Source organism: Stenotrophomonas sp. GD03654, assembly GCF_029845105.1.
Taxonomy (GTDB): Bacteria; Pseudomonadota; Gammaproteobacteria; order Xanthomonadales; family Xanthomonadaceae; genus Stenotrophomonas; species Stenotrophomonas africana.
Window position 1 is genome coordinate 83,244 of the sequence record NZ_JAOCLC010000006.1, and the last position, 25,984, is coordinate 109,227.

27 protein-coding genes and 1 pseudogene are annotated in these 25,984 nt (G+C 67.0%); 13 read left to right on the forward strand and 15 right to left on the reverse strand.

Features of this window, described 5'->3' with window-relative positions:
- Positions 1-2: 2 nt before the first annotated feature.
- The gene (locus N5J73_RS04175; protein WP_049444156.1) at positions 3-1,424 is read right to left on the reverse strand and encodes an MFS transporter; all 1,422 of its coding nucleotides are present in this window, start codon (positions 1,422-1,424) and stop codon (positions 3-5) included.
- A 29-nt stretch (positions 1,425-1,453) separates the two neighbouring features.
- Here N5J73_RS04175 and soxR point away from each other — a divergent pair, with 29 nt between their 5' ends.
- On the forward strand, positions 1,454-1,888 hold the full coding sequence (gene soxR, locus N5J73_RS04180; RefSeq protein WP_057501902.1) for a redox-sensitive transcriptional activator SoxR: 435 nt from the start codon (positions 1,454-1,456) through the stop codon (positions 1,886-1,888).
- 73 nt (positions 1,889-1,961) lie between these two features.
- Here the strand turns inward: soxR and N5J73_RS04185 are convergent.
- Positions 1,962-2,591 (reverse strand): annotated as a pseudogene (locus tag N5J73_RS04185) (short chain dehydrogenase); the annotation flags it as partial.
- Positions 2,592-2,662: 71 nt separating this feature from the next.
- Here N5J73_RS04185 and N5J73_RS04190 point away from each other — a divergent pair.
- Positions 2,663-3,538 carry a LysR family transcriptional regulator gene (locus tag N5J73_RS04190; RefSeq protein WP_049444163.1) on the forward strand — a complete coding sequence of 292 codons (876 nt, stop codon included), beginning with the start codon at positions 2,663-2,665 and terminating at the stop codon, positions 3,536-3,538.
- A gap of 59 nt (positions 3,539-3,597) precedes the next feature.
- Here N5J73_RS04190 and proC read toward each other — a convergent pair whose 3' ends face one another.
- Together proC and N5J73_RS04200 are read right to left on the reverse strand one after the other, a co-directional pair.
- Positions 3,598-4,419, reverse strand: coding sequence for a pyrroline-5-carboxylate reductase (proC, locus tag N5J73_RS04195; protein WP_049444164.1), 822 nt, complete (start codon positions 4,417-4,419; stop codon positions 3,598-3,600).
- 18 nt (positions 4,420-4,437) lie between these two features.
- Complete coding sequence (locus N5J73_RS04200) at positions 4,438-5,115, reverse strand: YggS family pyridoxal phosphate-dependent enzyme (RefSeq protein ID WP_049444165.1); 678 nt, start codon at positions 5,113-5,115, stop codon at positions 4,438-4,440.
- A gap of 87 nt (positions 5,116-5,202) precedes the next feature.
- On the opposite strand from N5J73_RS04200, the gene N5J73_RS04205 reads away from it, so the two are divergent.
- The 3 genes from N5J73_RS04205 to N5J73_RS04215 all read left to right on the forward strand — a co-directional run bounded on the left by N5J73_RS04205 (position 5,203) and on the right by N5J73_RS04215 (position 8,674).
- Complete coding sequence (locus tag N5J73_RS04205) at positions 5,203-6,240, forward strand: type IV pilus twitching motility protein PilT (RefSeq protein WP_006422551.1); 1,038 nt, start codon at positions 5,203-5,205, stop codon at positions 6,238-6,240.
- Between the two features lie 79 nt (positions 6,241-6,319).
- Positions 6,320-7,483: a PilT/PilU family type 4a pilus ATPase gene (locus tag N5J73_RS04210; RefSeq protein ID WP_049434422.1), complete on the forward strand. Its 1,164-nt coding sequence runs from the start codon at positions 6,320-6,322 to the stop codon at positions 7,481-7,483.
- A 207-nt stretch (positions 7,484-7,690) separates the two neighbouring features.
- Positions 7,691-8,674 carry an aldo/keto reductase gene (locus N5J73_RS04215; RefSeq protein ID WP_049444166.1) on the forward strand — a complete coding sequence of 328 codons (984 nt, stop codon included), beginning with the start codon at positions 7,691-7,693 and terminating at the stop codon, positions 8,672-8,674.
- 78 nt (positions 8,675-8,752) lie between these two features.
- On the opposite strand, the gene N5J73_RS04220 is transcribed toward N5J73_RS04215, so the two are convergent.
- Positions 8,753-9,652, reverse strand: a complete 900-nt coding sequence (locus N5J73_RS04220) for a LysR family transcriptional regulator (protein ID WP_049444167.1) — start codon at positions 9,650-9,652, stop codon at positions 8,753-8,755.
- Positions 9,653-9,745: 93 nt separating this feature from the next.
- Here N5J73_RS04220 and N5J73_RS04225 point away from each other — a divergent pair, with 93 nt between their 5' ends.
- From N5J73_RS04225 to N5J73_RS04235, 3 genes are all read left to right on the forward strand, one after another.
- Entirely contained in the window at positions 9,746-9,955 is a 210-nt protein-coding gene (locus N5J73_RS04225; protein WP_049444169.1) for a DUF4287 domain-containing protein, read from the forward strand.
- A 96-nt stretch (positions 9,956-10,051) separates the two neighbouring features.
- On the forward strand, positions 10,052-10,501 hold the full coding sequence (locus N5J73_RS04230) for a GNAT family N-acetyltransferase (RefSeq protein ID WP_049444171.1): 450 nt from the start codon (positions 10,052-10,054) through the stop codon (positions 10,499-10,501).
- Between the two features lie 92 nt (positions 10,502-10,593).
- Complete coding sequence (locus N5J73_RS04235) at positions 10,594-11,301, forward strand: YitT family protein (protein ID WP_014036228.1); 708 nt, start codon at positions 10,594-10,596, stop codon at positions 11,299-11,301.
- A gap of 73 nt (positions 11,302-11,374) precedes the next feature.
- On the opposite strand, the gene N5J73_RS04240 is transcribed toward N5J73_RS04235, so the two are convergent.
- Both N5J73_RS04240 and N5J73_RS04245 read right to left on the reverse strand, forming a co-directional pair.
- Positions 11,375-11,917 (reverse strand): DNA-3-methyladenine glycosylase I, encoded by a 543-nt coding sequence (locus N5J73_RS04240; RefSeq protein WP_049444173.1) that lies wholly within the window; start codon positions 11,915-11,917, stop codon positions 11,375-11,377.
- Positions 11,914-13,701: a DUF4153 domain-containing protein gene (locus N5J73_RS04245; protein WP_049444175.1), complete on the reverse strand. Its 1,788-nt coding sequence runs from the start codon at positions 13,699-13,701 to the stop codon at positions 11,914-11,916. Before N5J73_RS04245 ends, N5J73_RS04240 begins: the two co-directional genes overlap by 4 nt.
- 91 nt (positions 13,702-13,792) lie before the next feature.
- Here N5J73_RS04245 and N5J73_RS04250 point away from each other — a divergent pair, with 91 nt between their 5' ends.
- From N5J73_RS04250 to N5J73_RS04260, 3 genes are read left to right on the forward strand one after another with little or no spacing between them, the layout of a single operon-like run.
- Positions 13,793-14,359, forward strand: coding sequence for a YqgE/AlgH family protein (locus N5J73_RS04250; protein WP_014646224.1), 567 nt, complete (start codon positions 13,793-13,795; stop codon positions 14,357-14,359).
- Positions 14,352-14,846 carry a Holliday junction resolvase RuvX gene (gene ruvX, locus N5J73_RS04255; RefSeq protein ID WP_049444177.1) on the forward strand — a complete coding sequence of 165 codons (495 nt, stop codon included), beginning with the start codon at positions 14,352-14,354 and terminating at the stop codon, positions 14,844-14,846. Before N5J73_RS04250 ends, ruvX begins: the two co-directional genes overlap by 8 nt.
- A 16-nt stretch (positions 14,847-14,862) precedes the next feature.
- Positions 14,863-15,813: an aspartate carbamoyltransferase catalytic subunit gene (locus N5J73_RS04260; RefSeq protein ID WP_049434434.1), complete on the forward strand. Its 951-nt coding sequence runs from the start codon at positions 14,863-14,865 to the stop codon at positions 15,811-15,813.
- Between the two features lie 92 nt (positions 15,814-15,905).
- Here the strand turns inward: N5J73_RS04260 and N5J73_RS04265 are convergent, their stop codons facing one another.
- The 7 genes from N5J73_RS04265 to N5J73_RS04295 form a co-directional block, all read right to left on the reverse strand.
- Complete coding sequence (locus tag N5J73_RS04265; protein WP_049444179.1) at positions 15,906-16,397, reverse strand: transposase; 492 nt, start codon at positions 16,395-16,397, stop codon at positions 15,906-15,908.
- 137 nt (positions 16,398-16,534) lie between these two features.
- Positions 16,535-17,332 carry a prolyl oligopeptidase family serine peptidase gene (locus N5J73_RS04270; RefSeq protein WP_049444180.1) on the reverse strand — a complete coding sequence of 266 codons (798 nt, stop codon included), beginning with the start codon at positions 17,330-17,332 and terminating at the stop codon, positions 16,535-16,537.
- A 71-nt stretch (positions 17,333-17,403) separates the two neighbouring features.
- Positions 17,404-17,670, reverse strand: a complete 267-nt coding sequence (locus N5J73_RS04275) for a hypothetical protein (RefSeq protein ID WP_049444182.1) — start codon at positions 17,668-17,670, stop codon at positions 17,404-17,406.
- A gap of 63 nt (positions 17,671-17,733) precedes the next feature.
- On the reverse strand, positions 17,734-19,095 hold the full coding sequence (gene mgtE, locus N5J73_RS04280) for a magnesium transporter (RefSeq protein ID WP_049444183.1): 1,362 nt from the start codon (positions 19,093-19,095) through the stop codon (positions 17,734-17,736).
- Positions 19,096-19,228: 133 nt separating this feature from the next.
- On the reverse strand, positions 19,229-20,998 hold the full coding sequence (ptsP, locus tag N5J73_RS04285) for a phosphoenolpyruvate--protein phosphotransferase (RefSeq protein WP_049444185.1): 1,770 nt from the start codon (positions 20,996-20,998) through the stop codon (positions 19,229-19,231).
- 2 nt (positions 20,999-21,000) lie between these two features.
- Entirely contained in the window at positions 21,001-21,270 is a 270-nt protein-coding gene (locus tag N5J73_RS04290; RefSeq protein WP_046983647.1) for an HPr family phosphocarrier protein, read from the reverse strand.
- Positions 21,263-21,655, reverse strand: coding sequence for a PTS fructose subfamily transporter subunit IIA (locus N5J73_RS04295; RefSeq protein ID WP_010483657.1), 393 nt, complete (start codon positions 21,653-21,655; stop codon positions 21,263-21,265). The genes N5J73_RS04290 and N5J73_RS04295 overlap by 8 nt, the downstream gene beginning before the upstream one ends.
- A gap of 488 nt (positions 21,656-22,143) precedes the next feature.
- Here N5J73_RS04295 and htpG point away from each other — a divergent pair, with 488 nt between their 5' ends.
- Complete coding sequence (gene htpG, locus N5J73_RS04300; RefSeq protein ID WP_049445695.1) at positions 22,144-24,036, forward strand: molecular chaperone HtpG; 1,893 nt, start codon at positions 22,144-22,146, stop codon at positions 24,034-24,036.
- Positions 24,037-24,204: 168 nt separating this feature from the next.
- Here the strand turns inward: htpG and N5J73_RS04305 are convergent, their stop codons facing one another.
- Positions 24,205-24,504, reverse strand: coding sequence for a hypothetical protein (locus tag N5J73_RS04305; protein WP_049445698.1), 300 nt, complete (start codon positions 24,502-24,504; stop codon positions 24,205-24,207).
- Between the two features lie 129 nt (positions 24,505-24,633).
- Here N5J73_RS04305 and ftsY point away from each other — a divergent pair, with 129 nt between their 5' ends.
- Entirely contained in the window at positions 24,634-25,950 is a 1,317-nt protein-coding gene (gene ftsY, locus N5J73_RS04310) for a signal recognition particle-docking protein FtsY (protein WP_049445700.1), read from the forward strand.
- The last annotated feature ends 34 nt before the right edge of the window (positions 25,951-25,984 follow it).

Below are 25,984 nucleotides of genomic sequence, written 5' to 3' on the forward strand. Positions count from 1 at the left end.
CGCTACACCCGTCGCGCGATCACCGTGGCCAACACCGCCAGGCCGAAGGTGATGGCCAGGCACAGCAGGTAGCCGGTGTGCGGGGCGCTTTCCACGAACAATGCGAACAATGCACCGGAGACCGCCAGCGCGGTGGTCACCGACAGGGCCTCGCTCAGCTGCAGTGCCGAGGTGTTGGCACCCTGCTCCTGCGGCGCCGACAGCGACAGCGTCAGCACCGACAGGCTTGCATAGATCATGCCCATGCCGAAGCCGGTCACGGCCCAGCCGAGCAGCGACACCGGCAGTGGCACCACGTTGAACAGCACTGCCAGCGTGGCGGCGATGCCGACTGTCATCATCGTCGTGCCGGCCTGCAGCAGTTGCTGGCGTGACCAGCCACGCTGCTGGTGGCCCTGCAGCCACGAGCCGGCGAACCAGCCCAGTGCGCCAAGACTGAGCACGGCACCGGCCCAACTGGGCGAAAGGCCACGTTCGCGCTGCAGCAGCAACGGCAGGTAGGCCTCGCAGGCAAAGAACGCGGCCGCCGCGATGCCACGCAGCGCGATCACGCTGGGCAGGCCACGACGCAGGACCAGTGTGCCGGCCGGCAGCAGTCGATGTACGCAGAACAGCAGCGCCAGCATCGCCACACCGATGCAGAGCAGGGCGGGCAGGCCCTGTTGCTGACCGCCGAAGTACAGCAGCAACGCGGCCAGCGAGGCTCCGCTGGCCCAGCGCACCACCTTGCCGCGTCCATCGTCGGCGGTGCTGGCGGGACTGCGCTGCATGCGCGCCAGCGCGGGGCGCAGCAGCAGGGCCGCCGGAACCGCCAGCAATGGCACCGCCAGGAACACCCAGCGCCAGCCCAGGTGCTGCACGATCAGGCCGCTCAACGCCGGGCCGACCATCGAGGGCACCACCCAGCCGGCCGAGAACGCGGCGAATACCTTCGGGCGCAGGTGTTCGGGATAGCTGCGCCCGACCATCACGTACAGCGAAACCGAGATCGCGCCCGCACCCAGGCCCTGCAGCAGGCGCCCGGCCACCAGCATGCCCATGCGCATCGCAAAGCCGGCCAGCAGCAGGCCCAGCACGAAGCAGGCCAGGCCGTACCATAGCGGCCTGGCGGGCCCATGGCGGTCGGCCCAGCGTCCGGCCAGGGTCATGCCGATCACGCTGGTGGCCAGGGTGCCGCCGAACGCCAGCGCATACAGGCGCAGGCCGTCCAGCGCTTCGGCCACGGTGGGCATGGCGGCTGCCACCGCCAGGGCCTCGAAGGCATGCAGCGCGACCAGCGCCACCATGCCGATGGTGGTGGCGCGGTAGCGCGGGGACAGGATCGACGTATCGGACGATGCGATGGCGTCGGCGGGCGAGAGGGTCGGGGTCATACCGGTCAGATGCGGGCCGCGCTTGTCAACTGGCGGCGAAGATAGCAGCATGACACCTCAACAGCAGTTGAGGTCAAGCAATGGTGTCCCAGGAACTGAGCGTGGGCGAAGTCGCCCAGCGCAGTGGCGTGGCGGTTTCCGCGCTGCATTTCTACGAGCGCAAGGGGCTGATCAGCAGCCTGCGCACCTCGGGCAACCAGCGCCGCTACAGCCGCGACGTGCTGCGCCGGCTGGCTGTGATCCGCGTGGCGCAGCGCGTGGGCATGCCGCTGGAAGCGGTCGGCCGTGCCTTCGAAAGCCTCCCCGAGGGCCGCGCACCGACCAAGGCCGATTGGGCCAGGCTGTCTGCGCGCTGGCGCACCGAGCTGGAAGAACGCATCCACATGCTGCAACTGCTGCGCGACGAACTGACCGGCTGCATCGGCTGCGGCTGCCTGTCGCTGCAGCGCTGCCGCCTGGCCAACCCCGAAGACGTCCTCGGCGAACGCGGCGACGGCCCGATGCGCTGGGAGTGACCCGCGAAAAGGGGACGGAGGGGATTAAGTCGTTAATGCACAAACGACTTAATCCCCTCCGTCCCCTTTTTTCTTACCAGACCGTGATCGTTTCGCCGCTCTGGATGCCTTCCACTGCGCGCTGGAAGGCCAGTGCGGCGCGTTGCGCGCTTACCGCTTCGAAGCCAGGGAAGTAGGGGCCGTAGGCGGCCATCGATTCGATCAGCACGTTCGGGCTGACCACGTTGATGCGCAGGCCGCGTGGCAGCAGCTCCAGTGCGGCGGCGCGCACGAAGCCTTCCAGTGCGGCATTCACTGCAGTGGCGTTGACGCCATCGCGGATCGGCTGTGCGCTGACGATGCCGCTGGTCAGGGTGATCGAACCGCCTGCGTTGAGGTGGTGCTGCGCGGCCAGTGCCAGCCGCACCTGGCCCAGCAGCTTGTCCTGCAGGCCGATGTTGAACTGCTCGGGCGTCATCTCCTGCAGCGGGCCGAAGTGCAGCTTGCCAGCGGTTGAGATCACCGCATCGACCGGGCCGGTACGCGCGAACAGTTCGGCGACGCTGGCGTCGTCGGTCAGGTCGACGCGCAGTTCGCCGCTGTTGCGGCCGGCGGCGAGAATCTGATGCTGCTGGCCGAGCTGGTGGGCGACTGCCTGGCCGAGGGTGCCGCTGGCACCGACGAGGAGGATCTTCATGGCCGTTCCTTGCGTGAGGGAGTGAGCGCAGTCTGCGCCGTCACAGTGGGGTTAGGTAAGCGGCGTATGCTTCGCAGATTCCTAACTCTGGATTAGTAATGGACACCCTTCGCTGCATGCAGGCGTTCGTCGCCGTGGCCGAGCGTGGCAGCTTTGCAGCGGCCGCCGAACAGCTGCAGGTGTCGGCGGTGATGGTCGGCAAGTACATCCAGCAGCTGGAGGCGCACCTGGGCACCGCGTTGCTGCAACGGAACACCCGCCGCCAGCGCCTGACCGAAGCCGGCAGTGCCTACCTGGCCGGGTGCCGGCAGGTGCTGGAGCAGGTGCAGCAGGCCGAAGCCGACGTGGCCGGCCTGCAGGTTCAACCGCGCGGGCTGCTGCGGGTCAGCGCACCCACCACCTGGGGCAGCTGCGTGCTGGCGCCACAACTGGCCGGCCTGCTGCGCGCGCAGCCGCAGCTGAACGTCGAACTGGATCTGAGCAACCGCCGTGTGGATCTGATCGAGGACGGCTTCGACGTGGCGATCCGGGTCGGGCCACTGCCGTCGCAGGAGGTGGTGGCGCGGCCGCTGCCACCGTATGCGATGAGCCTGTGTGCGGCGCCGTCCTACCTGCGCCGGCGCGGCACGCCGCGTACGCCCGCGGATCTGCAGGGGCATGATTGCCTCAGCCACCTGGCCTGGCGCGGCGGCCATGGTTGGCAGCTGGCCAACGGCGAACAGGTGGATTGGGAGGCGCGCCTGACCTGCAACGATGGGTTGGCGCTACGCGAAGCGGCGGTGGCCGGAGCAGGGCTGGTGCTGCAGCCGACCGCGCTGCTGGCGGGGGAGATTGCGGCAGGGCGGTTGAAGCCGCTGCTGCGCGACTACCTGCCCGAACCGCGGCCGATGCACCTGATCTACCTGCCCGACCGCAGGCCGCGCCCGCGGTTGCAGTGCTTCGTCGATTTCGTCATGACCACATTGGGGCGATGAACATCCGCGCCATGCGTGGATGACGGTGTGTGCCGACCGTGGGTCGGCACACCTCGGGATCAATCATTCGCCGCAGACAACTCCTGCCCACGCACCTGCGCGGCGCGCAGTGCGGTATCCACCAGCGCCTCGAAGCCACCGGCCTGGAAGCTCTCGATCGCGGCTTGGGTGGTTCCGTTCGGCGAGGTCACACGGCGGCGAAGCTCGGCCGGGCTCTCACCGGCTTCATCGAGCATGCGCGAGGCGCCCAGCAGGGTCTGCACCACCAGCGTGCGCGCGGCGTCGGCCGGCAGGCCCTGGGCAATACCCGCCGCTTCCATCGCTTCGGCCAGCAGGAAGACGTAGGCTGGCCCGCTGCCAGATACGGCAGTCACTGAATCCATCAGCGCCTCGCTTTCGATCCACACCGTGCGCCCGGCACTGGCCAGCACCTGTTCGGCCTGCGCGTGCTGCTGCGCATCCACCGAGGGCGTGGCGTACAGGCCGGTCACGCCGGCGCCAAGCAGGGCGGGGGTGTTGGGCATCGCGCGCACCACCGGCAGGTTGCCGCCCAGCCAGCGTTCCAGCTGCGCGCTGGTGATGCCGGCGGCGATCGATACCACCAGCGGGCGCTTCGCCTGCGCCAGTGCCTGCAGCGACTGGCAGACCTCACGCAGCACCTGCGGCTTCACCGCCAGCAGCCAGGTGCGGCCCTGCGCGGCGGCATCGGCGGCGTTGTCATGCACCTGCACGCCGAAGTCGGCGGCCAGTGACTGGCGCAGTGCGGCCACCGGTTCGGCCACGTGGATGTGCGCCGCCGGCACGCCCTGGCGGATCAGGCCGGCGATCAGGCTGCGCGCCATGTTGCCGCCGCCGATGAAGGTGATGGAATCAGCTGCCATGGAAATCTCCTTGGTAAATCAGGCCGGGCGCGGTCGCGCGCCGAACAGGGCGGTGCCGATGCGCACCAGGGTGGCGCCCTCGGCGATGGCTTCGGCGTAGTCGCTGCTCATGCCCATCGACAGCGTGTCGATCTGCGCGTGCTGGGCAGCCAGCGACTGGAAAAGTGTGCGCATGCGCACGAATGCATCCCGACGGCGCTCGGCCTCGGGCCATGGCGCGGGAATCGCCATCAGGCCGCGCAGGCGCAGGGCGGGTTCGGCGGCAATTGCGGCGGCCAGTGCATCCACTTCTTGCGGTGCACAGCCATGCTTGCTGGATTCGTCGTCGATGTTGACCTGGATCAGCACGTTCAGTGGGCCGCGCGCGGCCGGGCGATGGCGTGCCAGCGCGGTCACCAGCTTGGGACGGTCGACGCTCTGCACCCAGTCGAAATGGCTGGCCACGGCCTCGGCCTTGTTCGACTGCAGGTGGCCGATCAGGTGCCACTCCAGCGCCAAGTGCTGCAGCGCCTGCATCTTGGCCAGCGCTTCCTGCACGTAGTTCTCGCCGAAGGCGTGCTGGCCCTGTGCGGCCAGCGCGGCCACGGCCTCGGCCGGCTGGGTCTTGGACACCGCCAGCAGGCGTGGATCGGGCCTGCCAGCGGCCTCGGCGGCGGCATGCAGGTTGCTCAGGATCTGGGGCAGGGAAGTGACCACGTAACGCGTTCCGTTGAATCAGGAGGCTATACTGCCGCCCGGGGAAAGATCCTTCCAGTCGAAGCCGTTATTGGGGAGTAGCCGCTCATGGATATCGCCGAACTGTTGGCGTTTTCCGTTAAGAACAAAGCGTCCGACCTGCACCTGTCCGCAGGCCTGCCGCCGATGATCCGCGTGGACGGCGACGTTCGCAGGATCAACATCCCGGCCCTGGACCACAAGCAGGTCCACGCGCTGGTGTACGACATCATGTCCGACAAGCAGCGCCGCGATTACGAGGAATTCCTCGAAGTGGACTTCTCCTTCGAGATTCCGTCGCTGGCGCGCTTCCGTGTGAACGCGTTCAACCAGAACCGCGGTGCCGGTGCGGTGTTCCGTACCATTCCGTCCGAGGTGCTCACCCTCGAGGACCTGGCCTGCCCGCCGCTGTTCCGCGAGGTGATCCAGCAGCCGCAGGGCCTGATCCTGGTGACCGGCCCGACCGGCTCGGGCAAGTCGACCACGCTGGCGGCGATGATCGACTACATCAACAAGAACGAATACGGCCACATCCTCACCGTCGAGGATCCGATCGAATTCGTGCACACCTCGCAGAAGTGCCTGATCAACCAGCGCGAAGTACACCGCGATACGCATGGCTTCAATGAAGCACTGCGCTCGGCGCTGCGTGAGGACCCGGACATCATCCTGGTGGGCGAACTTCGCGATCTGGAAACGATCCGCCTGGCACTGACCGCCGCAGAAACCGGCCACCTGGTGTTCGGCACCCTGCATACCAGCTCGGCGGCCAAGACCATCGACCGCATCATCGACGTGTTCCCGGCCGGCGAAAAGCCGATGGTGCGCTCGATGCTGTCTGAATCGCTGCGTGCGGTGATCTCGCAGGCGCTGCTGAAGAAGGTCGGCGGCGGTCGTACCGCTGCGTGGGAAATCATGGTCGGCACCCCGGCCATCCGCAACCTGATCCGCGAAGACAAGGTGGCGCAGATGTATTCGGCCATCCAGACCGGCCAGCAGTACGGCATGATGACCCTGGACCAGCACCTGCAGGACCTGGTCAAGCGCAGCCTGATCACCCGCAACCAGGCCCGCGACTACGCCAAGGACAAGCGCCTGTTCGAGTAAGGCAGGGCCGCAGCGGGGCGGCGTGCGCCAGTGCGCCGCCGTTCCCGCGCCGTTTCCTCCACCGACCGTTTCCTGGTACATGCCCCATTGGGAGCCCGCCGTGAACACCACCGCGACCACCATCGATTTCACTTCGTTCCTCAAACTGATGGCGCACCAGCGCGCCTCGGACCTGTTCATCACCGCTGGCATGCCGCCGGCGATGAAGGTCAACGGCAAGATCTCGCCGATCACCCAGACCCCGCTCACGCCGCAGCAGAGCCGCGACCTGGTCCTCAATGTGATGACCCCGGCGCAGCGCGAGGAATTCGAGAAGACCCACGAATGCAACTTCGCCATCGGCCTGTCCGGTGTCGGCCGCTTCCGCGTGAGCTGCTTCTACCAGCGCAACCAGGTCGGCATGGTGCTGCGTCGCATCGAGACGCGCATCCCGACCGTGGAAGAACTGAGCCTGCCGCCGATCATCAAGACGCTGGCGATGACCAAGCGCGGCATCATCCTGTTCGTCGGCGCCACCGGCACCGGTAAATCGACGTCGCTGGCGGCGATGATCGGCTACCGCAACCAGAACTCGACCGGCCACATCATCACCATCGAAGACCCGATTGAATTCGTGCACAAGCACGAGGGCTGCATCATCACCCAGCGCGAAGTCGGCATTGATACCGACAGCTGGGAAGCCGCGCTGAAGAACACCCTGCGCCAGGCGCCGGACGTGATCATGATCGGCGAAGTGCGTACCCGCGAAGGCATGGATCACGCCATCGCGTTCGCCGAAACCGGCCACCTGGTGCTGTGCACCCTGCATGCCAACAACGCGAACCAGGCGATGGACCGCATCGTCAACTTCTTCCCGGAAGACCGCCGCAACCAGCTGCTGATGGACCTTTCGCTGAATCTGAAGGGCGTGGTTGCGCAGCAGCTGATTCCTTCGCCCGATGGCCGCTCGCGCAAGGTGGCGATGGAGATCCTGCTGGGCACGCCGCTGGTGCAGGACTACATCCGCGACGGCGAGATTCACAAGCTGAAGGAAGTGATGAAGGACTCGGTCCAGCTGGGCATGAAGACCTTCGACCAGAGCCTGTTCGAGCTGTACCAGGCCGGTGAGATCAGTTACGAGGACGCGCTGCGCTACGCCGATTCGCAGAACGAGGTGCGCCTGCGCATCAAGCTCAGCCAGGGCGGCGACGCGCGTACCCTGTCGCAGGGGCTGGACGGCGTGGAGATCTCCGAGATCCGGTGACCTGCAGATCGGTAGAGTCGACTGTCAGTCGACTGCTCTTTCGAGGGTCAGGGAAATGCCGCGCTGCGCGCGATAGTCGACTGACAGTCGACTCTACCTCGCGCGCGGGCGATTGATGAATTCCAGTCATGACCAACTGCAACGCTGCCCATTCAATCGGCAGCCCAAGCAGGCGTATCGTCAGTGCTCCCCCTCTGGAGCACGACGATGCAGACACGTGAACTCGGCCGCAGTGGCCTGAAGGTTTCCGCCCTGGGCCTGGGCTGCATGGGCTTGACCCATGCCTATGGCCAGCCGGTCGAGCGCAGCCAGGGCATCGCGCTGCTGCACGCCGCCGTTGAGCGCGGCGTGACCTTCTTCGACACCGCCGAGGTGTACGGCCCGTACACCAATGAAGAGCTGCTCGGCCAGGCGCTGGCGCCCTACCGCGACACGCTGGTGATCGCCACCAAGTTCGGCTTCAAGGAGGCGCGCACCGATACCGGCCTGGACAGCCGCCCGGAGAACATCCGCGCCGTGGCCGAAGCCAGTCTCAAGCGCCTGCGCACCGACCATATCGACCTGTTCTACCAGCACCGCGTCGACCCGAACGTGCCGATCGAGGACGTGGCCGGCACCGTGCGCGACCTGATCGCCGAGGGCAAGGTCGGCCACTTCGGCCTGTCCGAGGCCAGTGCCGCCACCGTGCGCCGCGCGCATGCGGTGCAGCCGGTCACCGCCGTGCAGAGCGAGTACTCACTGTGGTGGCGCGAACCGGAGCGCGAGCTGCTGCCGACCCTGCAGGAGCTGGGCATCGGCTTCGTGCCGTTCAGCCCGCTCGGTCGCGGCTTCCTGACCGGCACGATCAATGCCGACACTACCTTCGACGCCAACGATTTCCGCAACAGCGTGCCGCGCTTCGAAGTGGAGGCACGCCGCGCCAACCAGGCGCTGGTGGATCGCATCAGTACGATTGCTGCAGCACGGGGGGCGACGCCGGCGCAGGTGGCGCTGGCCTGGCTGCTGGCGCAGGCGCCGTGGATCGTGCCGATTCCGGGCACCACCAAGGTCCATCGCCTGGAAGAAAACCTGGTCGCGGCCGACCTGCAGCTGGCACCGGAAGAGCTGCAGCGCATCGCGCAGGCGCTGGATGAAGTATCGATTGTCGGTGAGCGCTACAACGCCCAGCGTGCGGCGCAAGCCAAGGGCTGACCACCAGGTGGGTGCGGACCGTTGGTGGTGGGTGCGGACCGAGGTGGGTGCGGACCGTTGGTCCGCACTCCTCAACCCTCACCCCTTCATCGGCCCGCGCAGCGCATCAAGCACCGTGCGCATCGCCACAGTGACGTGGCGGCGCGACGGGTAGTACGCGTAGTAGCCATCGAAATGCGGGCACCAGTCGTCCAGCACCGACTGCAGGCGGCCATCGTCCAGCATCGGCTGCACCTGGTCTTCCGGCAGCCAGGCCAATCCGCTGCCGGCCAGCGCAGCGGCGCGGGTCATGCCCATGGTGTTGAAGGTCCATTGGCCGGTGACGCGCACGCTCAGTTCGTTGCTGTCCTGCCCGAAATCCCACGGCATCAGCCCGCCATGCGTGGGCAGACGCAGGGTCACGCAGTTGTGGTCTGCCAGCTCGTCCGGATGCCGTGGCACCACGTGCTGGCGGAAGTAGCTGGGCGCACCAACCACGCGCATGCGCAGCGGCGGGCTGACCGGCACGGCGACCATGTCGCGCGCCAGCCGTTCGCCGAGGCGGATGCCGATGTCGTAGCGCTCGGCGACGATGTCGGCCAACCCGTAGTCGGCAGCCAGTTCCACCTTCAGGTCCGGATACTGCTGCAGCAATGGAGCCAGCCGCGGCCAGGCGATGTACTCGGCGGCATGGCCGGTGGCATTGATGCGGATGGTGCCGGCTGGTCGGTCGCGGTACTCGGCCAACGCGGCCAGTTCGTCCTCGATCTCGGCCAGGCGCGGAGCGAGGGTCTCGAGCAGGCGGGCTCCAGCCTCGGTGGTGGACACGCTGCGGGTGGTACGGGTCAGCAGGCGCACGCCGAGTCGCTCTTCCAGGCCGCGCATGGCATGGCTGAGTGCGGACTGTGAAACGCCCAGCTGGGCGGCGGCCCTGGTGAAGCTGCCCTCGCGGGCGACGTGGACGAAGGCCTGCAGGTCATTGAGGTTTTCACGGGGCATGACGGGATGATACGGCTCCCGGATTGAACAGATCTGTCGATTTCCGGCTCCCCGGCTCGTCGTACCGGTACATCCATCGCAAGGAGCTTCCGCATGAGCACTGAAAAGCCCAAGGGTCCGGCCTCGTACTTTCCCTCCATCGAGAAGACCTACGGTCAGCCGGTGGCGCACTGGTTCGGGCTGCTGGCGAAGCAGCCTGGCCTGAAACACATAGAGCTGGTCAGTTTCCTGAAAAGCGAGCATGGGCTGGGCCATGGCCACGCCAACGCGCTGGTGGCGCACCATCTGGCCGGGAAGGGATGAGGCAGGCAACGCAGCGCTGAACGGTCGTGTGGGGTCAGGCCACACGGCATCCAGAGTCAGGCAGACTGGGCGTCCATCCCGAGGCAGGACGCCCCCATGCTGGTCACGCTGGACGCGATCACCGTCGACAACTACGAAGCCGTGTGCGACCTCGAGGTCAGTGAGGCGCAGCAGGACTTCGTCGCCGGCAATACCTGGTCGCTGGTGCAGGCAGCATTCAATCCCGGCTACCAGACCCGTGCCATCCAGGCCGACGGCGAGCTGGTCGGATTCTTCATGTGGGTGCCGGAGACGCCGCAGCGCATCTCGATATGGCGCTTCATGGTCGATCAGCGCTGGCAGGGGCGTGGCATCGGGCGCCGCGCGCTGGAACTGGCGCTGGAGCAGATTCGGGATACGCCCGGCCTGGTCGAGATCGAGATCTGCTACAACCCGCACAATCCGGTGGCGGGAGCCTTCTATGGCAGCTTCGGTTTCGTCGAGACCGGCATGGACGATGATGGCGAGGACATGCTGGCCGTGCTGCCGGTGACGCCTCCGAAATAACCTGAATGGGCGAGCGCAGCTGAACGATTTCATCTGCAACTGTCATGCAGATCGTGTCTAATACCGCTCCCCACCTGCTGTCCCCCACCCGCATGTCCCTTCCTTCCCATGGCCCCGCGCCGTGCGACGACGCTGACGGCCACCTGGTCACCGCCGGTCCGCTGACCCCGCCGCCCGACAGCGCCGGCACCACCGCCGACGAGAAAGCGCTGCGTCACTCGATCGCCGAGGATGTGCAGGGCATGGTGCTGGCCACGATGGTGGCCTCGCTGGGCCTTGCCATCTTCGCCAAGGGCGGGCTGATGATCGGCGGCATGGCCGGCATGGCCTTCCTGCTGCACTACGCGATGGGCTGGAACTTCGGCCTGGTGTTCGTGCTGGTCAACCTGCCGTTCTACTGGGTGGCGCTGCGACGCATGGGGTGGGAATTCACCCTAAAGACCTTCGCTGCGGTCACCGCCTGTGGCGTGCTGACCGACCTGCTGCCGCGCTGGATCGACTTCTCGCACATCAACCCGCTGTATTCGGCGATCGTGGGTGGCGCGTTGTCCGGCCTGGGCATCCTGTTCTTCATCCGCCACCGTGCCAGCCTCGGCGGCATCGGCATCCTGGCGGTGTACCTGCAACGCACCCGTGGCTGGAGCGCGGGCAAGGTGCAGATGTCCTACGACGCCTGCCTGATGGTGGCCGCGTTCTTCGTGCTGTCGCCGTCGAAGGTGCTGTACTCGGCCATCGGTGCGGTGGTGCTCAGCCTGGTGCTGATGTTCAACCACCGCCCCGGTCGCTACATGGGCGTGTGACGATTCGACGGTAGTGCCGGCCGCTGGCCGGCAGCACCTGCGGCATTCCGAGGCTGCCGGCCAGCGGCCGGCGCTACCTGGAGATCTGCAACCACGGCGGCGACAGCGTCAGCAGCCGCGCATGCACCGGGCAATCCTCGGCGTGCGCCCCCGGCAGGTAGCCCAGGCTCATCAGAAACTCGCCGGTGATCTCGCCGCCGGTGAAGCGGAAGGTCTTCTTGAACAGCTTCACCCAGTCGGCCTTGCTGCGCGGGTGGTGCGCATCCAGCCACGCCGCGAAGCTGCCATGACTGGCCCGCAGCTGCTGGATCACCTGCGCGTTGTGGATGGCCGCCAGTACCTTCAGCCGGTTGCGGATGATGCCTGCGTCCGAAAGCAGCCGCTCGATGTCCTGCTCGGCATACGCCGCCACCCGGTCCACATCGAAGCCGTCATAGGCCGCGCGGAAGCCCTCGCGCTTCTTCAGTATCGTTTCCCAGCTCAGGCCGGCCTGGTTGATTTCCAGCACCAGCCGCTCGAACAGCTCGCGCTCCTCACGCTGCGGAAAGCCGTACTCGTTGGCGTGGTAGTAGTCGTGCACCGGATGGCCCGGGGCGATGAGGCAGTAGCCGCTCATGGGGAAGACTCGTTGGATTCGGGTTCGGGATCGATGGCCACTGCGGGGCGCCCACCGATGGACAGCATCGGCCAGCGCGGCGGTTCGAGAGTGAGTTTGCCATCACGCAGGGCCTGGTTGATTGCCTCGGCCTGACCGCTGACGGTGCCGAACAGCGAACCGGCCCGGCGCCACTGGGTATCCCTGCCACGTGCGTACAGCACGCAGTCCGGCCCACGGATGGTGTACAGCTCGCAGAGCAGCACGTCGGTGTTGCCGTCGCCATCCAGGTCGCGATGCACGATCAGGCAGTCGCGCTCGCTCTGAGCGCAGGATTCGCCATCGATCGCGCGCGTGGCCAGTGCCTGCCACCAGTCGTCCGGTGGCGAGCTGGATCCCTTGGCCAGCTTCAGCGCGCGCTGCAGGGCGGCGACGTCCTGTGGGCCCTTGTCCAGGCGCTGTCCGTCGTCCCAGCGTGACGTGCGTGCCAGCGCTGCCGCGATCACCTGTGGCGCGTTGGCATCGGCGGTGATGGCCGGATCACGCTGCAGGTCGCGCAGCGCCTGCACGCCACGGCGCCCAAGATCGAAGCGCAGCACATTGACGTCACTGCTGGTGATCGCCGGCGGGTCCGCACGCAGGCGCGCCAGCTGGCTGGGCAGGGTCAGCCGCACCGGGTCCAGCAGCGGCGAGTTGCCCAGCAATGCCAGTGCCAGTACCGCCCAGCACATCCAGCGGTTGACCGGTTCCAGTGTCTGCAACCAGCGGCCCTGCCGGCGCAGCACCGCCACTGCATAGCCCACGGCATAGCCGGCCACGGCCAGCGCGATCAGCACCGCCCAGAACCGGTCCACGGTCCAGCCGTACTGCGCCACGCGCAGGGCCAGTGCATACAGCGCCAACGCCGCGTAGACCGGCAGCGCCAGCAGGCTGGCTTCAACCAGCCGGCGCAGCAGCAGGGGGTAGGGCGTGGTGTCGTCCCCCTGCTGGTAGACCGCATTGGTGAACGTCACCAGCAACAGCGACAGCACCAGCAGCAGGCTGGCGGCCGAGCGGGTCTTCCACAGCGGTTCCAGCCCGGTAAGGGGCAGGCTCAGTACGAACAGCACCGCGATGAACGACAGCAGCGGCAGCAGCCCGCGGCCGATCGCGAACAGCACCTGGCGGGTGATCTGGATCGCGCGGTGCTGGGTGCGCCCGATCAGCACACCGAACCCGACCAGGCTGCCGGTGGCCAGGGCGATGAAGGCATCCTGGCGGAACAGGTCGCGGAAGACCGTGACCTCCAGCAGCTGGAACAGGGCCGCCCACAGCCACAGCAGCAGCCAGGTCAGCCCGGTGAACAGTGCGGCGAGGGCCAGGGTCAATCCGTTCTGCCAGGCACGCTCGAACAGTTCCGGGTAGCTGGCGCGCCAATGCCCGTGCTGCAGCTGGAACTGCCACCAGGGCAGGGCCACGAACACCGCCACGGCCATGCCCAGGGTCAGCGGGATCTGCAGCGCGCCCGAGTCCAGTGCGGTCTCTCCGTTGAGGTTCCAGCCGGTCCAGGCGGCCAGCGCCAGCACCACCGCCGAACCGAGCGCGGCCTGCAGCCACAGGCGGCGCTGGCCCAGCTCGACCAGGCTCAGCGCCACCGCGCTGGGAATGGCCAGCACCCAGGCGTACCAGCAGTAGCGCCAGCCGATATCGCGGAACGGCCACGCATCGGACAGTTCCTGCGCGGAATACAGCATCAGACCCTGCAGCAGGGCAATCAGGACGATGGCGCTGCGTGCCGGCAGGGTCAGGGGCGATGAAGACGGCATCGACGACCTTCCATGGCAAAGCACCATCCTAGCCGATCGCCGCACGCGTCCATCGCGCGACCATCCCGCCCCCAGCAGGTAGAATGGGGCCATGCCTGTTACGCCGACTTCCCTTGCCGATCACCTGCTCGTCGCGCTGCCGTCGCTGCTCGACGCGACCTTCGCCCGCAGCGTCGCGCTGATCTGCCAGCACGACGAGAACGGTGCGATGGGCGTGCTGGTCAACCAGCCTTCCGAGTACACGCTGGGTGAAGTGCTTGCACAGATGGACATCACCACCGGTGATGGCGACCTGCAGGCGCGCATGGTGCTCAACGGCGGTCCGGTGCATCCCGAACGCGGCTTCGTCATCCATGACGACGCGCGGGCGTGGGATTCCAGCCTGATCGTGGGCGACGGCCTGTACCTGACCACCTCGCGCGACATCCTCGAAGCGATGGCGCGCGGCGAAGGTCCTGCCAACGCCGTGGTCACCCTCGGCTGTGCCGGTTGGGGCGCGGGGCAGCTGGAAAGCGAGCTGTCCGAGAACAGCTGGCTGACCGTGCCGGCCGATGCCGAACTGGTGTTCCAGCTGCCGCTTGAGCAGCGCTGGCAGGGTGCCGCCTCGCGCATCGGTGTGGACCTGTTCCGGCTCACCGACTACAGCGGCCATGTCTGAGCCCATCACGCCCGCGCTGGATTCTGCTGCCCCGGCGATCCGCCGTGATGGCACCGTTCTGGGTTTCGATGTCGGCTCGCGCCGTATCGGTGTAGCCATCGGCAGTGCCTTCGCCGCGCATGCGCGTGCGGTAGCCGTAGTCGATGTACACGGCAACGGCCCGGACTGGACCGCGATCGAACGCCTGCTCAAGGAATGGAAGCCCGACGGCCTGGTGGTCGGCGACCCGCTGACCCTGGACGGCCAGGACCAGCCCAACCGCAAGCGTGCGCAGGGCTTCGCCCGCCAGCTGCGGGAACGTTTCAAGCTGCCGGTGGTGATGATCGACGAGCGTTCCAGCTCGGTCGAGGCCGCCCGCCGCTTCGCCGTCGAGCGCGCCGAAGGGCGCAAGCGCCGCCGTGATGCGGCCGCCCTCGATGCCGTGGCCGCGGCGGTGATCATCGACCGCTGGCTGTCGTCCCCCGACGACGCCACCCCCATTCCCTGACTGCCCGACTCCCGCCATGACTGCCCAGCAAATCGATGCCTCCGGACGCCTGCGCCACCTGCTGACCCTGGAGGGCCTGCCGCGCGAGACCCTGCTGCAGCTGCTTGACCGGGCAGGTCAGATCCGCGATGCCGCAGTCGGCCGTGTCGGCAACAAGCGCCACGTGCTGGCCGGTTCGGCGGTGTGCACGCTGTTCTTCGAACCGTCCACGCGCACCCGCAGCTCGTTCCAGTTGGCCGCGCAGCGCCTGGGCGCCGATGTGCTCAACTTCGATGCCTCGACCTCGTCCACGCGCAAGGGCGAAACCGCCTGCGACACGCTGCGCAACCTGGAAGCGATGGGCGTGCGCGGCTTCGTGGTGCGCCACCCCGATGATGGCGCCGTGGCCGCACTGGCCGAAGCGGCGGGCGAGGGCACTGCACTGATCAACGCCGGTGACGGTCGCAGCGCGCACCCGACCCAGGGCCTGCTGGACATGCTGACCCTGCGCCAGGCCAAGGGCCCGGATTTCTCGAAGATGAAAGTGGTGATCGTCGGCGACGTGAAGCACTCGCGGGTGGCCCGCACCGACCTGCATGCGCTGCGTACGCTGGGCGTGGGCGAGATCCGCGTGTGCGGCCCGCAGTCGCTGCTGCCGGATGACGAGACCCTGAAGGGCTGCGTGGTCGGCGATGATTTCGACGCGATGCTGGAAGGCGTCGACGCGCTGATGATGCTGCGCCTGCAGCGCGAGCGCATGGAAGAAGGCCTGGTGCCGTCGCTGGAGCAGTACCACGCGCAGTACGGCCTGACCAACCAACGCCTGGCCCGCGCCGGCAAGGATGCAGCGGTGCTGCACCCGGGCCCGATCAACCGCGGCGTGGAAGTGACCGACGAGGTGGCCGACGGCCCGCAGTCGTGGGTGCTGCGCCAGGTTGCCAACGGCGTCGCCGTGCGCATGGCCGTGCTGGAAACCCTGCTGGGCTGATCGCCCGCTCTGGTAGGTGTCAACCTTGGTTGACACACTTACCGCGCGGCTTGACCGCGCACCGCTCTGGTAGATGCCAACCTTGGTTGGCACTATCCATCCGCGCCCAAGTTGTCGAGCGGATCACACGAAGCCCCAAGCTCCCATTTGCACCATGCATGGGGATATTGCCCAAACCGCGTCGTCAGCCCGGCCCTGATCGGATTTCCCATCAGATACATCACATGCCGGTGCAACGATTCGTCAGAGCGGATCGCATGATCGTGGTAGCAGGCCTGCCAGAAGCGTCCGACTCGCCCCAACAACCGGTTTGCCTGCTGGGCTGTGCGCGACTTGAAACGCTTCATGACGGTTTCCAGCGTTCCTGCACGTAGTTCGATCAGCCAGTGGATGTGGTCGGGCATGACCACGTAGGCAATCGAGCGGGTGAAGCCTTCCTGATCCAGTCGCTGGAATTCGCGCACTGCCAAGTCGGCCGCTGCGGCGTTGGTGAAGAGCGGCGCGCGGTCATGGACGACGGTGGTGAGGATATAGCTGAGGCCGATGCTGGAGCGACGACCGAGCAGGAGACGTGTGTTCTGCATGGAGCAAGCATGGACGGGTCTGCTTCCACTGAACATCGGGGAATGGCTTGGTTTCAGGTAGGCCAGTGCCAACCGAGGTTGGCAACTACCAGAGCAGTCAATGCCAACCAAGGTTGGCAACTACCAGAAGCTGCAGCTCAGCGCTTCTGCGCGAACAGCCATTCCCACATTGCGGGGTCCGCATAGGTGGCGTCCCAGGCGTTGTGGTTGCCTTCCGGGTATTCGGTGTAGCGCACGTCGCGTGCGGCGGCGCTCTGGAATGCGACATTCAGCCTGCGGTCGTCGTCCGGTGGCACCACGTCATCCAGTGCGCCGTGGAAGATCCAGATCGGCGTGTGCTGCAGTCGCTTGGCGATCACTGTATACGGGTCGGCCTCCTGAGCGACCTGCTCGACGAACAGGGTCGGGCGCTTCGCGCGTGGTGCAAGTACCGCGCCGCACACGGGGACAATCGCGGCAAAGCGGTGCGGATCATCCAGCGCGATGTTCCAGCTGCCATAGCCGCCCATCGACATGCCGGTCAGGTACTGCCGTGCCGGATCGGCGCCGAATTCGGCGATGGTCGCGTCCAGCGCGGCCACTGCCGCACGGTTGTTGCGGCCGCTCCATTCCTCGTGGGCCGGCACCTGCGGGAACACCACCAGGGCGGGGAAATCGGGATGCGCGCGCAGGTAAGGCCCCAGCCCGGCGTGGGTCTGCTTGACGCCATCGCCGCCGCGTTCGCCGGAGCCGTGCAGGAACAGGATGACCGGGAGTTTGGTGGGAGCGGTGGCCTCAACGCCGGCCGGTATGAACACCTGGTAGTAGGCAGTTTCCCCCTCCACCTTCACCGCGCGGGCTTCGAAGCGCCCGCGCGCGCTGTCCGGCAGCGAGGTGCAACCGGTCATCATCAGAAAGGCCAGCAGCGGCAGCCAGCGCGACATCGAACGGACCATGGGATTTCCCGGGGCGGCAGGGTCACCTGCATCCTAGTCCGCCGCGGGTCAACACGGCATCATGCGCTGCGTCACTGCGGGCGCGGAAAACTGGCGATGATGTCCAACTGCTCCTGCGCCTCGGCGTTGCCTTCGGCCGCAGCTGCCTGCACCTGCGTCATGTTCGGATGCAGAACCACCAGCATCGGGTTCTCGCAGACCGGGCAGTCGTACTCGGTGGCATCCTCGTCCAGCTCCATCACCATGGCGCGCGAGCAGCCCTTCCATTCGCAGGCCGGGCAGGTGTGCTGCTGGTCGCGCCAGCCGGGCTGGAAGTAGTTTTCGATCGTTGTTGCCATGGGAGGTTCCAGGAATGGAGGTGGGTCGGAGGCCTGCGTCGCAGGAATCCGACCCCGCAGGAATCAATGCAGCAGGACCAGGGTGGCCAGGCCGAGGAAAGTGAAGAAGCCCATCGAGTCGGTCACGGCGGTGAGGAAGATGCCACTGGCCAAGGCCGGGTCGAAGCCGAAGCGTTTCAGTGTGAGCGGCACCAGCACGCCGGCCAGTGCTGCGAACAGCAGATTGCAGGTCAGCGCGATGGCGATCACCGCCGACAGCCCGGGCGAGTGGAACCAGGCCAGCACGATCAGCCCCAGCACTGAGCCCAGCATCACGCCGTTCAACAGCGCCACCCGCACTTCCTTCCACAGCAGTGTGCGCGCGTTGGACGCGCCCACCTGGCCCAGTGCCAGGCCGCGCACCATCAGCGCGAGCACCTGGGTGCCCGCATTGCCGCCGAGGCCGGCGACGATCGGCATCAGCACGGCCAGCGCGACCAGCTTGTCGATGGTGCCTTCGAAGTGGCCGACCACGCTGGAGGCCAGGAAGGCGGTGCACAGGTTCACCGACAGCCACATCAGGCGCCGGCGCATGGCGCGCCAGACCGGGCTGAACAGATCCTCGTCCTCGTCCAGGCCGGCGGCGCCCAGCGCCTGGTGCTCGGCCTGGCCGCGGATGATGTCCACCACGTCATCGATGGTGATGCGGCCGATCAGGATGTTGTTGTCGTCCACCACCGGCGCGGAGATCCAGTCATGGTCGGAGAACTGCCGCGCCACTTCCTGGTCGCTCTCGCCCACGTCGATGGCCGGCTGCTCGTCGTCGATCAGGCGGTTGATCGGCGTGGTGTCTTCATGGGTGACCAGCGCGGCCAGCGAGACGCGGCCCAGGTACTGGTGGCGGCGGCTGACCACGAACAGGTGGTCGGTGTGGTCCGGCAGTTCGCCGCGCAGGCGCAGGTAGCGCAGCACCACGTCGACGTTGACGTCGGCGCGCACGGTCACCACGTCCGGGTTCATCAGGCGGCCGGCACTGTCCTCGGGATAGGACAGTACCTGTTCGAGGCGCTCGCGGTTCTCGCGGTCCATCGACTTGAGGACTTCGTCGATGACCGTATCCGGCAGGTCTTCGACCAGGTCGGCCAGATCGTCGATGTCCAGGTCTTCGACCGCGGCGATGATCTCGTCCGGGTCCATGTCGGCCAGCAGGCTTTCGCGCACTTCCTCGCCGACGTGGACCAGCACTTCGCCGTCGTCTTCCGGGTCGACCAGGCCCCACACGATGGCACGCTTGCCCGGCGGCAGCGATTCGAGCAGGTTGCCGATTTCGGCCGGCGCCAGGGTGTTGACCAGGCGACGCACCGGGCCCAGCCGACCGCTGTCCAGTGCATCGGACAGCATCCGCAGTTGGCGCGCAGTCTTGTCGTGGCGTACAGCTTCAGCCATCGCAGCTCCCGCGGGATAAGAAAAGCCGCGATCCCGGCAAGGATGCGGCAACAGGGGTGTTCAGCGCGTCATTATCGCAAGGGGATGTTTCAACGCATAGCCGCCGGGTGGCGGCCGGCACCACCCTTGGCGCTCAGGGCGTATCCGCCACCAGCGCCAGCCAGCGCTCGATGGCGCGGCGGTCGCGTGCGGCCAGCAGCTTCGGTGCGCGGGCGCGCAGGGCACCCAGGTCGGCTTCGCGGACGGCCCGGCGCACTTCCAGCAGCGTGCCCGGGTGCAGGCTGAACTCGGTCAGGCCCAGCGCCAGCAGCAGCGGGGTCATCCTTGAGTCACCCGCGATTTCGCCGCAGACCGCCACCGGGATGCGATGACGTGCGCCGGTCTCGATCACCATCTGCAGCAGGCGCAGCACGGCCGGGTGCAGTGGCGAATACAGTTCGCCCAGTGCTTCGTTGTTGCGATCGGCGGCCAGCAGGTACTGCACCAGGTCGTTGGTGCCGATCGACAGGAAGTCGACCAGGTCGATGAAGCTCTCCAGCGCCAGCGCGGCGGCCGGAACCTCGATCATCGCGCCCAGTGGCACGTGGTCGGACACCATGTGGCCTTCGCCGCGCAGCTGTTCGGTCAACTTGAACATGCGCCGACGCACCGCCAGCAACTCTTCGCGGGTGCTGACCATCGGCACCAGCACGCGCAGCTTGCCGTAGGCCGAGGCACGCAGGATCGCGCGCAGCTGGGTGTCAGCCACTTTCGGCCGCGCCAGCGACAGGCGTACACCGCGCAGGCCCAGCGCCGGGTTCTCTTCGTTGCTCAGGGTCAGGCCGGTACGGTCGGCCTTGTCCGCGCCCAGATCGAGCGTGCGGATGGTGACCGGCCGCCCGCTCATGCCCAACGCGGCATCGCGGTAGGTCTGGAACTGTTCTTCTTCGTCCGGCAGCTCGTTGCGCTGCAGGAACAGGAATTCGGTGCGGTACAGGCCCAGTCCCTGCGCGCCCAGCGCATGCGCCTGGGTGACGTCCTCCAGCGATTCGGCATTGGCCAGCAGGGCGATGTCGACCTGGTCGCGGGTGCGGCTGGGTTTGCTGCGCAGGCGGCCGAGCTCGCGCTGCTCGCGCGCATGCTCTTTCAGGCGCGCGCGGTAGTCACGCAGGTTGTCAGCCTGCGGGTTGGCGGTGATGCTGCCGTCGGCGCCGTCGATGATCAGCACGTCGCCATCGGCGATGCGGCTGAGCAGCTGCGGCACGTTGACGATCAAGGGCAGGTGCAGGCTGCGCGCCAGGATCGCGCTGTGCGACAGCGCGCTGCCGGCAGCGGTGACGATGCCGACCACCCCCTGCGTCTGCAGTTGCGCCAGTTCGGAAGGCGCGATGTTGTCACAGACCAGGATTTCGCCCGCCAGGCCTTTCACGGCTGGCGGCCGCTCGGGCTGCAGGAAGGCGTGGATGCGGCCGATCACATGATCGAGATCGTCCATGCGGCTCTTCAGATAGGCATCGTCCATGCCATCGAAGACCTTGGCCAGGCGGTCACGCTGCAGACGCAGTGCATAGCCGGCACTGTAGGGGCCACTGCGGATCAGCTCGTCCAGCCCGAACAGCAGCTCGGGATCGTCCAGCAGCAGCGCATGCAGGTCAAGGAACTCGCCCACTTCCTGGTTCAGTGCACCCTGCAGGCGTTGTCGCAGCTCGTGCATTTCCATGCGTGCGGCATCCACCGCTCGATGCAGGCGGGCCAGTTCGGCTTCGACCTGGTGCGCGGCGACGCGTTGTTCGGCGACTTCAAGCGCATGTGGCAGGCGTACGCGGGCCCGGCCCATCGCGGTGCCACGGGCCGCACCATGGCCGGCCAGCAGCTGTACCGGCCGTTGGCCGGAACTGACCTGGCCGGCGCGTGCGCGTGGCACGCTCAGTTGTCCTCGTCGAAGCGGCGCTCGAACAGGCCGACCACCGCCTCCATCGCGGCAGCTTCGTCCTCGCCGTTGATACGCACCGTGACCGGAGTACCCTGGCCCGCGGCCAGCAGCATCACGCCCATGATGCTCTTGGCGTTGATCTCACGGCCCTTGGCGGCCATGGTCACGTTGCAGCGGAACGGCGCCAGGGTCTGCACCAGCTTGGCGGTGGCCCGGGCATGCAGGCCCAGGCGGTTGCTGACGGTGAGTTCTCGTTCAAGCATCGTCGACTATCGCTCCATTACGGGTACCCGCCGCGGCTGTGGCGGGCAGTTGATCCAGTCCCTGTTCCGGATAATTCATCACCCGCAGCAACATCGGCAGGCTCAGCGCCGACACCCGGCGAACCGGGGTCCCCAGCCGGGCCAGCTGCCCGGCAAGGTTGGCGGGGCTGGCACCGTACAGGTCGGTCAGGATCAGCACGCCTTCCCCGCCATCGACCCGCCGCAGGGCGGCCGAGGCGAGCGGAAGCAGGGCGTCCAGGTCTGCGTCGAACGGTACTTCGAAAGCTTCTGTTTTCAGCGGCAACTGCCGCAGGAGCCGGGTCGCCACGTCAAGCAGGGCGGTCCCGACCCCGGGATGTGTTACGAGGAGAATGCCACAGGTCATTACTGCACGTTAACAGGTCAAGGTGAATTGGCGATAGCAGCAGATGAGGGGCACTGTGTCCCGTATTCAGTGTTGCTCGCTGGCGTGCCCTTTTTCGTTGAAAAAGAGATCCGACGCCATCCGTTTTTCGATGCCTGACAGCGATTCATCCACGCATGGCGTGGATCTACCGTGTCGACCAAGGTCGACACCCACCAACAGCACACGGAATCTGTCAGAGGCGGGGCGGTGTGGGCAGGCAGGACCGTTGGCGCCATGGATGGCGCCATCGAGCCCCCAGGGACGGGTTCACGGCGTGTCCTGCCAACCCACACCGCCCCGCCATCCCACGGATAGCCCGCTGTTGCTGTTGCTGTTGCTGTTGCTTCGGCCTCTGCAGGTGCAGGGCTGCAAGCCCTGCCGAACAACCCCTTGATTTCGGGACAATCAGCCATACCCCTTGGCGAGGCCGCACGCGCTGGCGCGGCATTGCACATGGAGCCCTATCGATGACCGACACCATCCAGACCGAAACCCTTGGCTTCCAGACCGAAGTCAAGCAGCTGCTGCAGCTGATGATCCACTCGCTGTACTCCAACAAGGAAATCTTCCTGCGCGAGCTGGTCTCCAACGCCGCCGACGCCGCCGACAAGCTGCGCTTCGAGGCCCTGACCCAGCCGGCCCTGCTGGAAGGCGACAGCGAGCTGCGCGTGCGCGTCAGCTTCGACCCCACCGCGCACACCATCACCATCGAAGACAACGGCATCGGCATGAGCCGCGCCGAGGCGATTGCCCATCTCGGCACGATCGCCAAGTCCGGCACCGGCGATTTCCTGCGCCAGCTGTCCGGCGACCAGAAGAAGGATTCGCAGCTGATCGGCCAGTTCGGCGTCGGTTTCTACAGCGCCTTCATCGTTGCCGACGAAGTGGAAGTGACCTCGCGCCGCGCCGGCCTGGCTGCAGGCGAAGGCGTGCGCTGGACCTCGCGCGGCGAAGGCGATTTCGACGTGGCCACTGTCGACAAAGCCGAGCGCGGCACCCGCATCGTGCTGCACCTGAAGGACGGCGAGCATGATTTCGCCGACGGCTGGCGCCTGCGCAGCATCCTCAAGAAGTATTCGGACCATATCGGCCTTCCGATCCAGATGCCGAAGGAAGGTGGCGAAGAAGGCGCCGCGGTCGAATGGGAAACCGTCAATCGCGCCAGCGCGCTGTGGACCCGTCCGCGCACCGAGATCAGCGACGCCGAGTACACCGAGTTCTACAAGCACGTGGCGCACGACCACAGCGATCCGCTGGCGTGGAGCCACAACAAGGTCGAAGGCAAGCTGGAGTACACCTCGCTGCTGTACGTGCCCGGCCGCGCGCCGTTCGACCTGTACCACCGCGACGCGCCCAAGGGCCTGAAGCTGTATGTGCAGCGCGTGTTCGTGATGGACCAGGCCGAACAGTTCCTGCCGCTGTACCTGCGCTTCATCAAGGGCGTGGTCGATTCCAACGACCTGTCGCTGAATGTCTCGCGCGAGATCCTGCAGTCCGGCCCGGTCATCGATTCGATGAAGGCGGCGCTGACCAAGCGCTCGCTGGACATGCTGGAAAAGCTGGCCACCGACAAGCCGGAGCAGTACGCCACGTTCTGGAAGGAATTCGGCCAGGTGCTGAAGGAAGGTCCGGCCGAGGACTACAACAACCGCGAGAAGGTGGCCGGCCTGCTGCGCTTCGCCTCCACCCGTGGCGACGGCGATGCGCAGACCGTGTCGCTGGCCGATTACCTCGGCCGCATGGCCGAAGGCCAGGACAAGATCTACTACCTGACCGGCGAGAGCTACAGCCAGGTGCGCAACAGCCCGCACCTGGAAGTGTTCCGCAAGAAGGGCGTGGAAGTGCTGCTGCTGACCGACCGCATCGACGAGTGGCTCATGGGCTACCTGACCGATTTCGACGGCAAGGGCTTCGTCGACATCGCCCGTGGCGACCTCGACCTGGGCGCGCTGGAAAGCGAGGCCGACAAGCAGGAACAGGAAGCAGCCGCCAAGGACAAGCAGGGCCTGGTCGAGCGCCTGAAGACGGTGCTGGGCGATGACGTGGCCGAAGTGCGCGTGTCGCACCGCCTGACCGATTCTCCGGCGGTGCTGGCCATCGGCGAACAGGACCTGGGCCTGCAGATGCGCCAGATCCTGGAAGCCAGCGGGCAGAAGGTGCCGGACAGCAAGCCGGTGCTGGAAATCAATCCGGGCCACCCGCTGATCGCCAAGCTCGATGCCGAAGCCGACGGCGCGCGTTTCGATGATCTAGGCCGGGTGCTGTTCGACCAGGCCGCACTGGCCGCCGGTGACAGCCTGAAGGACCCGGGCGCCTATGTGGCGCGCCTGAACAAGCTGCTGCTGGAGCTGTCGGCCTGATTGACAGGATGGAGGCCAACCTTGGTGACGCGCTTTTGTAGAGTCGAGCCATGCTCGACTGCTCCATGAGTGCCAACCGAGGTTGGCACCTACCAGGGCGGGTCGAGCATGCCAACCAAGGTTGGCCCCCACCTGGGGCGGCGGTTGGCACCTACCGAAGTGGGCTGCTCAGACCTCGCGATCCAGCAGCGAGCCCAGCATCTGGTCCTGGCGGCGGATCACCGTGGCATTGGCGGCGAAGGCCACCACCTCGGCTTTCGCCGCCAGCAGATCACCCAGCGGTGCGCGGGTATCGGCGCCAATGGACGTCACCGAAGCCTTCACCCCGCCCTGCTCCACCGCACTACGCTGCAGCTGCAGGCGTTGGGCATCGGGAGTCGCCAGGTTGGCCACGTTGTGCGCGGCCACCTGCACGCCCTGCTGGGCCACACGCGTCCCGCTGAGGGCGATTCCCATCACGTTGTTCATGGCGGTCTCCGGGCCGCCCTGCGCAGCCCTCCGGACCGGTTAACGGCCGGCGGGCCGCGACCTTGAGTCCACATCGGCCCGACAGGCCCGAGTGGTAGCATATCCCTCTGATTTCAGCGCCTTTTGCCAATGCTCAGTTTTTTCCGCCGCAAGAAGCCCCAGGATGCCCCCGCAACGGAGGCACCCAAGACCCAGCACTACTCGGCTGAAGAGCTGGCGGCGGCGTTCCCGTCGGCCGCGCCGGTCGAGGACAAGAAGCCGGCACCGGTAGCCGTACCGGCCGAGACTGCACCGGTCGAGCCGCCCCCCGCAGCCATCGTTCCGAACGCTGTCGAGCCGACCCCGGTGGTTCCGGCTCCAGTCGCACCGGTTCCGGCAGCTCCTGCACCCACGGCGCAGATCGACGTCGCCCCCGTCGCGGCCCTGGCCATCGAACCGGCACCCGCACCGCTGCCTGAGCCCACCCCCACACCTGTCACCGACGATCTGCCTGCCGCCGCCTCGGTCGACGCCGTTCCGGCGCCTGCCGGCAAGCCCGGCTGGCGCGAGCGCCTGCGCAACAGCGTCATCGCGCGCAGCTTCGGTGGCCTGTTCTCGCGCAACCCCAAGCTCGACGACGACCTGCTGGACGAGCTGGAAACCGCACTGATCACCGCCGATGTCGGCGTAGGTGCCACCACCGATCTGGTCGAGGGCCTGCGCAAGCGCATGAAGTCGCGCGAGTTCGCCGACGCCAATGCACTGCTGGCCGCGCTGCGCGCCGAGCTGATCGCAATCCTGCAGCCGGTGGCCAAGCCGCTGGTGATCGACCGCAACGCCAAGCCCTTCGTGGTGCTGACCGTCGGCGTCAACGGCGTCGGCAAGACCACCACCATCGGCAAGCTGGCCAAGCGCTTCAAGGACGATGGCCACAGCCTGATGCTGGCCGCCGGTGACACCTTCCGTGCCGCCGCCGTGGCCCAGTTGCAGGCCTGGGGCGAGCGCAACGGCGTGGCCGTGGTCGCGCAGGGGCAGAACGCGGATGCCGCTTCGGTGGCATTCGATGCGCTGCAGGCCGGCAAGGCCCGTGGCACCTCGGTGCTGATCGCCGATACCGCCGGCCGCCTGCACACCCAGTCCGGTCTGATGAACGAGCTGGGCAAGATCCGCCGCGTGCTCGGCAAGATCGACGCTACTGCACCTCACGAGGTGTTGATGGTGATCGACGGCACCACCGGCCAGAACGCGCTGTCGCAGTTGCGCCAGTTCAATGCCGCGGTGAACGTGACCGGTTTGGTGGTGACCAAGCTGGACGGCACCGCCAAGGGAGGCGTGGTGTTCGCACTGGCCCGCGAGTTCGGCATTCCGATCCGTTTCGCCGGCATCGGCGAGCGCCCGGAAGACCTGCGCGTGTTCGACCCGGAAGCCTTCGTCGACGCCCTGCTGCCCGAAGCGCTGGGCGGCTGATACACCGCGCAGCCACGCAAGGCGTGGCTCTACT